A 14494-nucleotide genomic window follows, 5' to 3' on the forward strand; every position below is an offset into this window, starting at 1 on the left:
TCATGCCGCCTGGTTGCCCTTGAACACCGCCGGCGGCAGCGGCTCGCGGCCAAGGATGAGATCGGCGCCCTTTTCACCGACCATGATCGTCGGCGCATTGGTGTTGGAGGAGGGAACGCGCGGCATCACCGACGCATCGCAGACGCGCAGACCTTCGATGCCGCGCAGCCTCAAATCCGGCGTCACCACGGCCATCGCGTCGTGGCCCATGCGGCAGGTGCCGACGGGATGATGATCGGTCTTGGAACTGCGGCAGGCATAGTCGAAAAGGTCGGTGTCGCTCTGCAGGTTCGGACCCGGAAGCACCTCGCGCAGCACATAGGGCTGCAGCGCCTTCTGCCGCATGATCTCGCGCGCCAGCCGCAGGCCCTTGATCGACATGTCCCGGTCGTAAGGGTCCGACCAGTAGTTCGGATCGATCAGCGGGTGGTCGGCGGGGTCGGCGCTCTTCAGTCGCACCGTGCCGCGCGAGCGCGGGCGCAGGAAGGCGGAGTTCAGCGTCACGCCCGGATTCTTCAGCTTCTCGACGCCGGCCTCGATGCCGGAGCCGAGGCCGAGATGGAACTGGATGTCGGGCGAGGCGGCGGTCGGGTCGGCGTACCAGAAGCCGCCGGTCTCGAACAGGCTCGAGGCGACGGGCCCCTTCTTGAGTAGCAGATATTGCAAGCCGGCCCACATCGTGCGGTGCAGCTTGGCGTAATTGTCGTAGGTGTGGTCGCCGGTGCATTCGGCGATGACGAACAGGTCGAGATGATCCTGCATGTTGGAGCCGACGCCGGGCAGGTCATGCACCGGCGTGACGCCCACCGACTTCAGATGATCGGCCGGGCCGATGCCCGATTGCATGAGGAGCTTGGGCGAGCCGATCGCGCCCGACGAGACGATCACCTCGCGTTCGGCGCGCAGGATCGTCTTTTCGCCACCCGGCTTGCCGACGATCTCGACGCCGACGGCGCGACCCTTCTCGACGACGACCCGGGTGACGAGCACATCGGTCCTGAGCGTCAGGTTCTTGCGGCTGCGGATCGGCTTCAGATAGGCCACGGAGGCTGATGAACGCCGCGCATCCTTCTGCGTCAGTTGATAGTAGCCGACACCTTCCTGGCTGGCGCCATTGAAATCCGGATTGAACGGTATGCCCATTTCCTGCCCGGCGCGGAAATAGGCCTCGCAGATCGGCAGCGGCGAGATCGGGTTGGAAACGCCGAGCGGACCCTGGTCGCCGTGATAGTCGTTGGCGAAACGCTGGTTGTTTTCGGCGCGCTTGAAATAGGGCAGCACGTCGCGGTAGCCCCAGCCGGTCAGGCCTTCTTCCTTCTCCCATGTGTCGTAGTCGCGGGCATTGCCGCGCGTGTAGATCTGGGCGTTGATCGACGAGCCGCCGCCGACCACCTTGGCCTGCGTGTACCAGAAGACGCGGTCCTTCATGTGCTTCTGCGGCACGGTCGACCAGCCCCAGGAGGCGATGCCCTTGGTCATCTTGGCAAAGCCCGCCGGCATATGGATCAGCGGATGCCAGTCCTTACCGCCGGCTTCCAGAAGCAGGACCGAATTGCCCGGATCCTCGCTCAGCCGGTTGGCGAGAACGCAGCCGGCCGGACCGGCGCCGACGATGATGTAGTCAGCCATGGTTCCTCACAAGCGTGGCACGGAGAGCGCGCCGTCGACATCGATGACCGATCCGGTCGAAAAGGCGAACTTTCCGGAGGCAAGCGCGGCCACGACAGTGCCGATATCGCCTGCCTCGCCCCAGCGTTTTGCCGGCACCAGCCCGTCCTCGATCAGCGCGTCATATTTGGCGGAAACGCCAGCCGTCATATCGGTTCGGATGATGCCCGGCCGGACCTCGAACACGCCGATATTTTCGGGTGCGAGCCGCAGCGCCAGGTTCTTCACCCACATCGAAAGCCCGGCCTTGGAGATGCAGTAGTCGGCACGTTCCGGCGAAGCCATGGCGGCGCTCACCGAGGTGATGGTGATGATCGATCGGACGGCGTTTGCGGGTGCCGCAAGCATGACCTTGGCGACGGCCTGGCTGAGGAACACTGTACCGCGCAGGTTGATATCCAGAGCGCGGTCGAAATTCTCCGGCTTCAGCTCCAACAGATCGCCGCGCACGACGGCGCCGACGCCGGCATTGTTGACCAGGCAATCGAGGCGGCCGAAGGCGTTGGTTGCGGCATCAACGAGCGCAGGGTGGCTTGCGAGATCAGCGATGTCGCATTGGGCGTAAGCGAACTTCGCGCCACGCGTATTGATGTTTTCGGCAAGTCCGGCTGCAGGCTTCTCCGCAAGATCGGCGATCAAAATGTCGAAGCCGGCATCCGCCAGCGCCTCGGCGCAGGCGAGCCCGATGCCCCGCGCGCCGCCGGTGACGATGGCTGCCGGGCGGGTCATGAGGCAAGCTCCGTCCTGCGGAGATAGTCGGCAACGCGCAGCGCCTGCGCGGCGATCGACAGCGCCGGGTTGACGGCGGCCGATGTCGGCAGGAAACCGCCGTCGACGACGAACAGGTTTTGATGGTCCCAGGCACGGCAGAAGGGGTCGAGCGGCGATGTTGCGGGGTCGTTGCCGATCTTCACGGTGCCGCATTGGTGCGACGGCGTGCGCTTGTCGAAGGGCCGCGACAGCACGATCGGATAGCCGCAGGCGCGAAGGTTCTCGCGCATGACCTTGGTCAGGCCGTCCAGCGACTGCATGTTGGAGCGCCGCCATTGCATGATGATCTCCTTGCCGTCGACCATGATGCGGCTTTCGGGATCGGGCAGGTCCTCGCACATCAGGTACCAATCGACGGCGTGGCCGGCCATGAAGTCGAGCACGAATTTCGGCATCCTCTTCACATTGGCCTTCAGCATGTTGCCGTCGATCTTGCCGAGCAGCTGCACATTGCCGAGCGGCTTGCCGCCCTTGCCGTCGGACAGATAGTAATCGTTGAGCATCAGCGTCTTCTGGTAGACGCTATCGTTGCGGCGGCGCGTGTCGATCGCCAGCATCGCGCTCGAATTGTGGTTCATGAAATTGCGTCCGACCTGGTCGGAGCTGTTGGCGAGGCCCTTGCCCGTCGCCGACGGCGAGCGCAGCAGGATGGCGGCCGAATTGATCGCGCCGGCCGACAGGATGACGAGCTTCGGCGACAGCGTCTTCTGTGCGCCGTTTTGTGTGTAGTGGATGGCGGCGATCGACCTGCCGTCCGGCGTGGTTTCGAGCCAGTCGACATGCGCGCCGGTCTCGAGGCGGATGTTCTTGTCTGTAAGCGCTGCCGCCAGCGGTCCAGTCTGGGCGTCGATCTTGCCTTGGCCGGTGTTGGGGAAGGCGTCCCAGCCCGTCTTGCCTTCCTTCAGCCAGGTCTCGATGTCGACGCCCAGCGGCAGCGAAGCGGGGTGCAGTCCAAGGCTCTTCAGCTCGGCGCGGGCGCGCGCGATCGGTGGCTCGTCCGGCACCGGCTCGAAGGCGTATGGGATCGAATGAAACGGCTCGGTCGGGTCTTCGCCCAGCGTGCCGCGCACGCGAAAAAGCTGCTCGGCCTTCGAATACCAGGGCTCGAATTCGTCATAGGAAAACGGCCAGGCCGGCGAGACGCCGCCGAAATGCTCGAGCTCGGAAAAGTCCTCCTTGCGGTAACGGATCAGGACCGCGCCGAAGAATTTTGAATTGCCGCCGACATAGTAGTAGTTGCCCGGATTGAAGGCAGCGCCGCCGGCCTCGCGCCACATTTCCTTCGGCCGGTAGTGCTCGTCGATGAAGATGGAGCGCGTCGAGCGCGCATGCGGCGTCACCGGCAACGGCTCGCCGCGCTCCAGGATCAGGATCGAGGCGCCGCTGCCGGCCAAGCCGGAGGCGATCGTGGCGCCGCCGATGCCGGAGCCGATGATGACGATATCCGGATTTGCCATTGCTTTTTAAAGGATGCGCTTCTCGGTCGCAGGGTCGAAGAACACCGCCTTGCTGAGGTTGAAAGCCAAAGGCGTGCTGGTGCCGGGCTGGATATTCGCATCAGCTCTCAGCCGCGCCACCACGCCCTTGCCGCCCAGATTGGTGACGGCGAAAGTGTCCGAACCCGCCGGCTCGACCACTTCGATGTGACAGTCGGCGGTGGCGATATTGGAGCCATTGCGCTCGGCGCCTTCCGGGTCGGTCAGCGCTTCGGGGCGCACGCCGAAGATCACCGGCTTGTCCTTGAAGGCCGCAAGGCCGGTGGGCGCGCCGGGCATCGGCAGCACGATCGGCTGGCGCGCTTCGCGGTCCAGAACCACCGAAAGCCCGCTGCCGTTAGCATCGATCTTGGCCGGGATCAGGTTCATCGCCGGCGAGCCCATGAAGTCGGCGACAAAGATGTTGGTCGGGTTGTTGTAGATTTCGGCCGGCGTGCCGAATTGCTGCACCTCGCCGTCGCGCATGACGGCGATCTTGGTCGCCAGCGTCATCGCCTCGATCTGGTCATGCGTGACGTAGACAATGGTCGTGCCGGTCGTGGCGTGCAGGCGCTTGATCTCGATGCGCATGTCGACGCGCAGCTTGGCGTCGAGATTGGAGAGCGGCTCGTCGAACAGGAAGAGCTTTGGGTCGCGCACCAGCGCCCGGCCCATGGCGACGCGCTGCCGCTGGCCGCCGGAAAGCTGGCTGGGCTTGCGGTTGAGGAGATGGCCGATCTGCAGGATCTTCGCCACCTTGTCGATCGCCGCCTGGCGTTCCGCCGCCGGCACGCCGCGCATCTCCATGCCGAAGGCGATGTTGCCGGCAACCGTCATATTCGGGTAGAGCGCATAGCTCTGGAACACCATGGCGATGTCGCGCTTAGAAGGATGCAGGTCGTTGATCGCGCGGCCGTCGACGCGGATCTCGCCCTCGGTGATCTGCTCCAGGCCGGCAATGGTGTTGAGCAGCGTAGACTTGCCGCAGCCGGAAGGGCCGACCAGCACCAGGAAGCCGCCCTTTTCGAGCTCGACATCGATGCCCTTCAGGATCTCGACATTCCCGAAGCGCTTCTTCAGCCCATCAATTTCCAGAAAAGCCATGGTCGTTCCTTCCGAATGTGGTCAGCCCTTGACCGCGCCCGCCATCAGCCCGCGCACGAAATAGCGGCCGGCGACGACATAGACGATCAGGGTGGGGAGCGCGGCAATCATCGCCGCCGCCATGTTGACGTTGTATTCGACCACGCCGGTCGAGGTGTTGACGACATTGTTCAGCGCCACCGTCATCGGCATCACGTCGCCGGAGCCGGCATAGGCGGAGGCGAACAGGAAGTCGTTCCATATGTTGGTGAACTGGTAGATCACCGTCACAACGATGATCGGCAGCGAATTGGGCAGCATGATGCGCCGGAATATCTGGAAGAAGGACGCGCCGTCGACCTGTGCCGCCTTCACCAACTCGGTCGGAAAGGCCTCGTAATAATTGCGGAAGAACAGCGTTGTGAAGCCGAGGCCGTAGACCACATGGACGAAGACCAGGTTCACGGTGGAATTGCCGAGACCGAAGTTGAACCCGGTCGCGTTCTGCAGGGTGACGCCAAAGCGGCCGAGGCTGCCGAGGATCGTGGCCATCGGCAACAGCACCGACTGGAACGGGATAAAGCAGGCGAACAGCATCATGGCAAAAACCAGCGTATGGCCGCGGAAGCGCCATTTGGTCAGCACATAGCCGTTGAGCGCGCCGAGCAGCGTCGAGATCGCCACCGCCGGCACGACCATCTTGATGGAGTTCCAGAAATAGCCCTTCATGCCGACGCAGGTCAGGCCCGAGCAGACTTCGCTCCACGCCTTTATCCATGGCGCGAAGGTCGGCGCATGCGGCAGCGACAGCATGTTGCCGTTCTGGATCTCGTCCATGGTCTTGAACGAGGTGACCAGCATGACGAAGAGCGGCATCAGATAGAAGATCGCGAACAGCGCCAGCAGGCCGTAGATGACGATGCGGTTGAGCGTCCTGGCGCGGGCGCCGCTTGCGGCCTGGCCGGCGGGTGAAGCGACAGCGCTCATCGCGACTTCTCCCTGAGCTCGGAATAAAGATACGGAACGATGATGGCGGTGATGGTCATCAGCATGATCACCGCGCTGGCCGACCCGACCGCCATCTCGTTGCGCTTGAAGGTGAACTCATACATGAAGTTGGACGGTAGCCAGGCCGAGCCGCCGGGCCCGCCGCTGGTCAGCGCCACGACCAAGTCATAGGACTTGATGGCGAGGTGCGCGAGCACGATGAAGGCCGACAGGAAGACGGGCCTGAGCAGCGGGATGACGATGCGGCGGTAGAGCTGGAAGGTGGACGCGCCGTCGATCTGCGCGGCCTTCATGATCTCGCCGTCGATGCCGCGAAGGCCGGCCAGGAACATCGCCATGACGAAGCCGGAAGCCTGCCAGACACCGGCGATCACCACGGTGTAGATGACGAAATCCTTGTTCTTGATCCAGTCGAAATGGAAGCTCGTCCAGCCCCACTGATGCAGCGTCTGTTCCAGCCCGAGGCCGGGATCGAGGAACCATTTCCAGGCGACGCCGGTGACTATGAAGGAGAGCGCCATCGGGTAGAGGTAGATCGGCCTGAGCATGCCTTCGCCGCGGATCTTCTGGTCGAGCAGGATGGCCAGGAACAGGCCGAGCGCCAGGCAGATCAGGATATAGAGGAAGCCGAATATGCCCATATTGGTGATCGAGGTGTACCAGCTCGACGGCGGGTCGCTCTCGAAGGTCCAGCGCCACAGCCGCTGATAGGCGCGGGCTCCGGTGACGGCATAGGACGGGAATGTCTTGGAATTGGTGAAGGACAGATAGATCGTCCACAGGATGAAGCCATAGACGAAGACGATCGTCGCCGCGAAGCTCGGCGCCAAAACGATCTTCGGCAGCAGGTCCTGCAGCCGCGACCGGACCGACGCGCCAGGACGGGCGTCATGCTCCGGTGTCAGCTTGATCCGGGTTTCGGCAACTGTGCTCATAGGCTCGTCCAGTACCGGTTGGTCGGAAACCGCCCGGCGCGAAACGCGCCAGGGTCTTTCCCGCACTTTTTGTGGACGGGAGACCTCCCCCGCCGAAGCGGGGAGATCCGAGTTCAAGCAACGGCTTACTTGGCGTCGTCGATCGCCTTGACCAGCTCGGTCACGGCTTCGTCGGACGTCTTGATCTGACCGTGGACGAATTTCGACACGACATCCTTGTAGGCATTGGCGACGGCCGGCGGGGCGCCGTAGCCCTGCGCCAGCGAGCCGAACAACGTGCCGCCCTCATTGGCCTTCTTCAGGTCGGCGATGCCCTTCTTGCCGCAAGCGTCGAAGTCGGTATCAGGCACGTCGGTGCGGGCCGGGACCGAACCCTTCACGACGTTGAAGGCCGACTGGAAGCTCTTCGACAAAGTGGCGGTGGCGAGTGCCACCTGAGCGGCCTTGCGGTCCTCCGGCACGTTGAACATGCCGAACATGTCGGAGTTGTAGATCACCGAGCCGTCGGTGCCCGGGAAGCGGTAGCACAGGAAGTCGGTGCCCGGGGTCTTGTTGGCGGCGTGGAACTCGCCCTTGGCCCAGTCGCCCATGACCTGGACCAGCGCATCGCCCTTGATGACCATTGCGGTGGCGAGATTCCAGTCGCGGCCCGAGAAGTTCGGGTCGACATATTTGACGAGCTTGGCGAGGTTGTCGAACGACTTCTTCATCGTGTCGGACTTGAGCGACTCTTCGTCGAGGTCGTTCATCGCCTTCTTGTAGAACTCCGGTCCGCCGGTCGACAGCACGACGGAGTCAAACATAGTCGCTTCCTGCCAGTTCTGGCCGCCGAGCGCCAGCGGGATGACGCCCGCGGCCTTGGCCTTGTCGAGCAATGCCACGAAGTCGTCGAAGGTCTTCGGCTCGGTGCCGCCGATCTTGTCCATCACCGCCTTGTTGATCCACAGCCAGTTGACGGAGTGGACGTTGACCGGAGCCGCAACCCACTTGCCGTCATAGACGGAGAACTTCTGCAGGGCGGCCGGAACCGACTTGTCCCAGCCTTCCTTCTTGGCGGTCTCGGTGAGGTCGCCCATGACGCCGGCGGCGGCATAGTCGAGCACGGTGTAGCCGAGCATCTGCGAGGCGGTCGGATAGTTGCCGGCCGCGACCATCGCCTTCAGCGCGGTCATGGCGGCATCGCCGCCGCCGCCGGCCACCGGCACGTCCTTCCAGGCATAGCCTTCCTTGGCCAGATCCTGCTTCAGCACGTTCAGAGCAGCCGCTTCGCCGCCCGACGTCCACCAATGCAGCATCTGCACTTCCTTGACGTCCGCGGCGTGCGCCGAGAACGCAAAGCTCGTCGCAAGAGCCGTTCCGATAAGCAGTTTGCGCAACATGTACTACCTCCCTTGTTGCATTCACAGAACCGGCGGGTGTCCGCCGGGGTCTCCCAACTCAGCCGACCCACCATCCGGTGCGCTGGCCGCGATGAAACTGGATAGTCTTTTCCTCGGTATAATCCTCGACAGCGCGTTTGCCGAGTTCGCGTCCCAGACCCGACTGCTTGTAGCCGCCGAAGGGCAGTTCGGGATAACCTTCCATGAACGTATTCACCCAAACCGTCCCCGAACGCACGCCGCGCGCCACCGACATGCACGTGTCGATACCGGCGCTCCACACCCCTGCAGACAGACCATAGGGCGTGTTGTTGGCAATGCGCAATGCCTCTTCAATCGTTTCAAAAGTGAGCACGGACAGCACTGGTCCGAACACTTCCTCGCGCGCGATCGCCATATCCTCCGTGACGTCACGGATGATGGTCGGATCGAGATATTGACCGGCGTTGGATGGAAGCCGCGCGCCACCGGCGAAAACGCTGCCGCCGTCGGTTTTCGCCGCTGTCACATAGCCGGCTACCTTTTCCATATGGTCGGCCGAGATCATCGCGCCGACCTTGGTGCGGTCGTCGAGCGGATCGCCGACGCGGACCTTCTGGGACAGCGCCTTGACCGCGTTGAGGAAGTCGTCGGCGATCGCCTCCTGCACGATCAGGCGGCTGCCGGCATTGCAGCATTCGCCGGCGTTGAAGAAGCCGCCGAACACTGCGGCATCCGCAGCGGCCTCGAGGTCGGCGTCAGGGAAGACGATCTGGCCGTTCTTGCCGCCGAGTTCCATCGAAACCTTCTTCAAGGAATCGGAAGCGGCGGCCATGGTTGTCTTGCCGACACGGGTCGAGCCGGTGAAGGAGACCATCTCGACCAGCGGATGGGCGACCATCGGCGCGCCGACATCGGCGCCGTAGCCTGCGAGAATGTTGACGACGCCGGCCGGCAGCCCGGCCTCGAGCAGGATGTCGCCGAGCACGAAAGTGGAAGCGGACGTCATCTCGCTCGGCTTCACCACCGCCGTGCAGCCGGCGGCGAGCGCGAAAGGCAGCTTTTGGCTGACGATCAGGAAAGGGAAATTCCACGGCGTGATGATCGAGACGACGCCGATCGGCTCGCGCAGCACCACGCCCAGCATGGAGTCGCCCAGATTGGCATAGCTTTCGCCGTGCAGCGTGCGGGCAAGCGAGGCGGCATAGCGCCAGATGTCGATCGCGCCGCCGATCTCTGCGCGCGCCTGGGCGATCGGCTTGCCGGATTCCAGCGCGTCGAGCCGCGCGATCTGCTCCAGCCGCGCCTCGATCAGGTCGGCAGCCTTCAGCAGAACCGCCGCGCGTTCCGATGCCTTCATGCGCGGCCACGGACCGGTCTCGAAAGCCCTGTGCGCGGCCAGCACCGCCGCCTCGACTTCCGCCGCGCCCGCTTGCGCATAACGGGACACGACGAAGCCGTGGCCTGGGCTGGCGCGCTCTACGCTGCGGCCGTCGCAGGCATCGACATGCCTGCCGTCGATCAGCAGCTTATAGGCCTTCGGCGCTTGGGACGCCTCAGCCGGCATGGCAATGTTGAGCGGTGCGTTCATCATCTCTTCTCTAGGATCTCGAAAAGGCTGGCTTCTGCTTGGCCTTGAAGGCGTCGACGCCGGCTTTGAGGTCGGCCGTCAGCGCGATGAAGCCGCTGGCCAGCGCCTCGGTCGCCGCCGCATCTTCCTCGCCCTCGGCGATGCCGATCATCAGCTTGGCGGCCTCGGTCGCCAGGGGGCCGCGCTCGGCGATCTTCTTTCCCCAGGCTTTAGCCTCGTCGAAGGCCTTGCCTGTTTCGACCAGTCGGTCGACGACGCCGTGCGCGAGCGCGTCGGATGCCAGGAAAATCTCGCCGCCGATCGCCATCCGGCGCACAATCTGTGCGCCGAAGCGGCGTACCGCGCGCTGCGTGCCCGACCAACCGGGAACGACGCCGAACGAGGTTTCGGGGAAGCCGAGCTTCACCTGCGTTTCGGCGACGCGGAAATCGCAGGCCGCGGCCAGTTCCAGCCCGCCGCCCAGCGCATGACCGGAGAGCACGGCGATGGTCGGCTGCCTGAGCCGCGCCAGCCGGTCGAAGACGCGGTGGCCGTAGCGCACCCATTGCACCTGGAAGTCGGCGGCGCTCATGGCACCCCAGGCCTCGACGTCGCCGCCGGCGCAGAAGCCCTTGCCTTCGCCGCGGATGAGCACGGCGCGAACGCCCTCGGCCAGTTCCGCTTCGTCGAGCGCCGCCTCGAGCGCGCGCAGCATCGGGATATCGAGGGCGTTGAACTTTTCCGGCCGGCGCAGCGTGACGATGCCTATGGCGTCGTCCCGCTCGAAGGTGACAAGCTCAGCCATGCGCGCCTCCGAGCGAAGCGCCGCCATTGAGCGACAGGCCGATCGGCCGGTCCTGATAGAGCGCCGCAGGCGTGACCTTGAGGTCGTTCGCCACAGCGAGCGGGATCTCGGCCTGCGCCAAGACATCGCGTTCGAGATCGATGCCGGGCGCCAGTTCCGTCACCATCAGCCCGTCCGGCGTCAGCTTCATCACGCAGCGCTCGGTGACATAGGTGATGTCCTGCCCTTGGGTGACCGCCCGCTTGCCGGAGAAGGAGATATGCTCGACCTCCTCGACCACCTTCTTGACCTTGCCTTCCTGGTCGATGCGGATGGCGCCTCCGGCCAGCGACAGCTTGGCGCCGGCGTTGAAGAAGCCGGAAAAGACGATCTTCCTCGCCCGCGCGGTGATGTCGACGAAGCCGCCGGCGCCGGCGGTCACATGCGGCCGCGCCGAGAGCTTCGAGACGTTGACCGAGCCGTGGCGGTCGATCTGCAGGAAGGACAGCAGCGAGGCGTCGAAGCCGCCGGCCTGGAAATAGATGAACTGGTGCGGCGAGGGCATGATCGCCTCGGCATTCGAGGCGCAGCCGAACTTGAAGTCGAGCAGCGGCACGCCGCCGACCGCGCCCTGCTCGATCACCCAGGTGACCTTGCCGTGCTGGCCTTCCTCGAGAAGGATGCGCGGCACGTTGGCCGAGATGCCGAAGCCGATGTTGACGGCCATGCCGTCGCGCAATTCCATGGCGACGCGCCGCGCGATCACCTTCTGGATGTTCATCTCCGGCGTGCGGAAGGTCGACAGCGGCCGGAAGATCTCGCCCGAGATCGCCGGATCGTAAGGCGTCTGCGTCGTCTGCAACTGCTCGGGCGCCACCACGATATGGTCGACCAGCACGCCGGGCACCCGCACATCGTGCGGCTTCAGCGTGCCGTTCTCGACGACGCGCTTGACCTGCGCAATGACGATGCCGCCGTTGTTGCGGGCAGCCAGCGCCTGCTCCAGCCCGCCGAGATAGGCGCCCTCATGCTCATACGTGAGGTTGCCGCGTTCGTCGGCCGTGGTGGCGCGAATGATCGAGACGTTCGGCACGATGGCGCGGAAATAGAGCCATTCCTCGCCGTCGAACTGCTCAACCGAGACGATCGGCTCGCTGGCCGCGGCGTTCATGGCGCAACCCTGGTGGCGCGGATCGGCAAAGGTGTCGAGGCCGACCTTGGTCAGCACGCCGGGACGTTTGGCGGCGGCCTCGCGATGCATGTCGAACAGGATGCCGGACGGCACGTTGTAGGCGGCGATCGAATTGTCGCCGATCATCTTCCAGATCTGCGGCGGCTCGGCAGAGGACGGGCCGGACGGATAGGAGCCGCAGAGCGTGCGCTTAAGCAGGCCCGGCTTGGCGAGATGGTCGATGCCCTTGATGCCGTACATGTCGCCGGCGGCGATCGGATGCAGCGTGGTGATCGCCCGCGGATGGTCTTCCGCCTCGAAACGCTCGCCGATCGCGGCAAGCACGGCGTCGGGGCAGCCGAGCCCGCTCGACGACGACACCGAGACGATCATGCCGTCCTTGATCAGGCTGGCGGCATAGGCCGCCGAGACGAGCTTGCTCACGCGATGCCCCCAAGTTGCGGGTCGATGGCGACGGCCTTGCCGGTGTTCGACGATTGCAGTGCTGCTTCGGCCGATGCCAGCGACCAGACGCCGTCCTCGCCGGTGGCGGCAGGCCGGCCTTCGCCGCGGATCGCGGCATGGAAGTGGCGCAGCGAGCGGGTGTATAGATCCTCGCGGTCGAAGCTCAGCTCTTCTTCTCCGCTCGCGCTGCGCAGATGCACCGAGCCGACCGGCTTCTGCGTCATCACATTGGCGGCGATCAGCGAGCCTTCCGAGCCATGCACCTCGAAGCCGGTTCCGGCGAACTTCGTGGTGAAGCCCTCATGCGACTGCGCGATGACGCCAGACTTGAAGCGCCAGATGCACATGGCGCCATCCTCCAGTCCGCCGCCGGCCATGCCGGCGGCTTGCGTGAAGGCCGAAATCTCGACGGGGTCGTCGTCCAGCACGAAGCGCAGCGTGTCGGCATCATGCACGGTGATATCGAGCACAACGCCGCCGCCGGCTTCGGGCTTGGTTATGCGCCAACCCTGCAGGTTTTCCGGCAGATAGACGGAATGAAAGACGCGCGCCGCGATCGGCTTGCCGATGCGGCCGGCGGCGATCGCCTCGCGCATGGCGCGGTGCGCGCCGGCATTGCGCAGATGGTGATTGGTGCCGAAGACGATACCGGCAGCTTTCGCGGCGACAACCATCTCACGCGCATCGGCGCTGGTCAGCGCCAGCGGCTTCTCGCAGAGCACATGCTTGCCGGCCTTGATCGCGGCAAGCCCCTGTTCGAGATGCAATTCGTTGGTGGTCGAGATGTAGACGGCGTCGATATCCGAGTTGAGCAGCGCGTCGAGAGACGAGACGGCGCGTGCGATGCCGTTTTCCCTTGCATAGGTCTCGGCCCGTTCCGGGCTGGAGCTCATCACGGCGGCGACCTCGCCGTCGGCCTGCGCGCGGATGGCATCGATCATGAACTGTCTGGCGATCGTGCTGGCGCCGATCAGTCCCCATCGCACGCTCACGCCGCGTCTCCCACTTGGCTGTTGCGGTCCGGGCCGCTGCTTTCCCGCACGACCAGGCTGACGGCACCGATATGGTTCTCGGCGCGCGTGGTGCGCGACTGGATCATCTTCAGCATGACGTGCGCCGCGCGCTCGCCGAGGCCCGCGGTGTCGACGGCGACGCTGGTCAGCGCCGGGCTGTAGTGCTCGGCCTCGGCGACGTCGTCGAAGCCGACGACGGCGAAGTCTGCGCCCGCCTCGAGACCGCGTTTGCGCAATGCCAGCATGACGCCGAAGGCAACCGCATCGTTAAAGCACAGCGCCGCGGTCGGTGGTTGCGGCACGGCAAGGGCCGTCTCCAGGCAGGCTATGCCGCCCTTGCGGCTGGTTTCGCCCTCGACGATCAGCCGGTCGGAAGCTGGGATGCCGAGCGTTTCGCAGGCTTCAAGGAAGCCGCCCAGGCGCTCCTGATAAACAACGAGATCGGATGAACCGCCGAAGAAGGCCAGGCGGCGATGGCCCCTGCGGATCAGATGTTCGGCGGCAAGCACCGCGCCGCGATGATTGTCCGGCGCGATCACCGGAATGCGGCTGTCCGGCAGCCTGCGCATGGTGAAGACGATCGGGACGCCGGCCGTCTCGATGCGGCGGAAGGTACCAGGCGTGGTGCCGCGCGCCGGCGAGACGATCAGGCCGGCGACGCCCTGTTCCATCAGCGACTTCAGCACCTCTTCCTGACGCACCGGGTTTTCCGCCGTGTTGGCGATGAAGGGGACGACGCCCGCCGCCTGGAAGACGCGCTCCATGCCGACCGCCAGCTCGGCGAAAAAGGGGTTGGTGAGATCGTTGATCACCATGCCGATGACATTGGAATGGGCCTTGCGCAGATTGGCGGCGCCGCGGTTGTAGACATAGCCGACATCCTCGATCGCCTTGCGCACCTTGACCGCGGTTTCAGGCCGGATCAACCCGCTGCCCTGCAGTACGAGCGATACCGTCGATTTGGACACGCCGGCCTCGCGAGCGATGTCCAGGATCGTCGCCTTGGCCCGGCTGGCCATCCTCGTCATGTCCTCCAAGTTTCGAGAAAATCTATTGGAACGTTCTAATCATCGATCCAAATCCGAGTCAATCACGATTCCGCCGAGATTCGAAAAATTGATTGGAGCGGTTCAAAACGTCAACAAATGCAAGGGCTATCCCAAAGGAGACACAATGTCTTCCGGCTTGGATGC

The 14494-nt window shown here is 64.5% G+C and carries 12 protein-coding genes; all 12 read right to left on the minus strand.

All coding sequences use genetic code 11. From position 1 onward, the window contains the following. Nucleotides 1–1629, minus strand: coding sequence for a GMC family oxidoreductase (locus tag LB552_RS08110; protein WP_224603622.1), 1629 nt, complete (start codon nt 1627–1629; stop codon nt 1–3). A gap of 6 nt (nt 1630–1635) precedes the next feature. Further along, on the minus strand, nt 1636–2397 hold the full coding sequence (locus tag LB552_RS08115; RefSeq protein ID WP_224603624.1) for a 3-ketoacyl-ACP reductase: 762 nt from the start codon (nt 2395–2397) through the stop codon (nt 1636–1638). Next, a complete protein-coding gene (locus LB552_RS08120) occupies nt 2394–3896 on the minus strand; it encodes a GMC oxidoreductase (RefSeq protein ID WP_224603634.1) in 1503 nt (500 codons plus the stop codon). The genes LB552_RS08115 and LB552_RS08120 overlap by 4 nt, the downstream gene beginning before the upstream one ends. Before the next feature lie 6 nt (nt 3897–3902). Continuing rightward, nucleotides 3903–5018: an ABC transporter ATP-binding protein gene (locus LB552_RS08125; RefSeq protein WP_095766306.1), complete on the minus strand. Its 1116-nt coding sequence runs from the start codon at nt 5016–5018 to the stop codon at nt 3903–3905. A gap of 21 nt (nt 5019–5039) precedes the next feature. Next, nucleotides 5040–5984: a carbohydrate ABC transporter permease gene (locus LB552_RS08130; protein WP_224603637.1), complete on the minus strand. Its 945-nt coding sequence runs from the start codon at nt 5982–5984 to the stop codon at nt 5040–5042. Next, nucleotides 5981–6940: a carbohydrate ABC transporter permease gene (locus LB552_RS08135; protein WP_095766308.1), complete on the minus strand. Its 960-nt coding sequence runs from the start codon at nt 6938–6940 to the stop codon at nt 5981–5983. The genes LB552_RS08130 and LB552_RS08135 overlap by 4 nt, the downstream gene beginning before the upstream one ends. A gap of 125 nt (nt 6941–7065) precedes the next feature. After that, nucleotides 7066–8319 (minus strand): ABC transporter substrate-binding protein, encoded by a 1254-nt coding sequence (locus tag LB552_RS08140; RefSeq protein ID WP_140632473.1) that lies wholly within the window; start codon nt 8317–8319, stop codon nt 7066–7068. Nucleotides 8320–8377: 58 nt separating this feature from the next. Next, entirely contained in the window at nt 8378–9889 is a 1512-nt protein-coding gene (locus LB552_RS08145) for an aldehyde dehydrogenase family protein (protein ID WP_224603641.1), read from the minus strand. A 10-nt stretch (nt 9890–9899) separates the two neighbouring features. Then, complete coding sequence (locus LB552_RS08150) at nt 9900–10673, minus strand: enoyl-CoA hydratase/isomerase family protein (protein WP_224603657.1); 774 nt, start codon at nt 10671–10673, stop codon at nt 9900–9902. Continuing rightward, nucleotides 10666–12267: an acyl CoA:acetate/3-ketoacid CoA transferase gene (locus tag LB552_RS08155; protein ID WP_224603659.1), complete on the minus strand. Its 1602-nt coding sequence runs from the start codon at nt 12265–12267 to the stop codon at nt 10666–10668. Before LB552_RS08155 ends, LB552_RS08150 begins: the two co-directional genes overlap by 8 nt. Beyond that, complete coding sequence (locus LB552_RS08160) at nt 12264–13280, minus strand: Gfo/Idh/MocA family protein (RefSeq protein WP_224603662.1); 1017 nt, start codon at nt 13278–13280, stop codon at nt 12264–12266. The genes LB552_RS08155 and LB552_RS08160 overlap by 4 nt, the downstream gene beginning before the upstream one ends. Next, nucleotides 13277–14320, minus strand: a complete 1044-nt coding sequence (locus tag LB552_RS08165; protein WP_224603665.1) for a LacI family DNA-binding transcriptional regulator — start codon at nt 14318–14320, stop codon at nt 13277–13279. The genes LB552_RS08160 and LB552_RS08165 overlap by 4 nt, the downstream gene beginning before the upstream one ends. Nucleotides 14321–14494: the final 174 nt, after the last annotated feature.

The sequence above is a fragment of the Mesorhizobium sp. CA7 genome (assembly GCF_020165015.1).
Classification (GTDB): Bacteria; Pseudomonadota; Alphaproteobacteria; order Rhizobiales; family Rhizobiaceae; genus Mesorhizobium.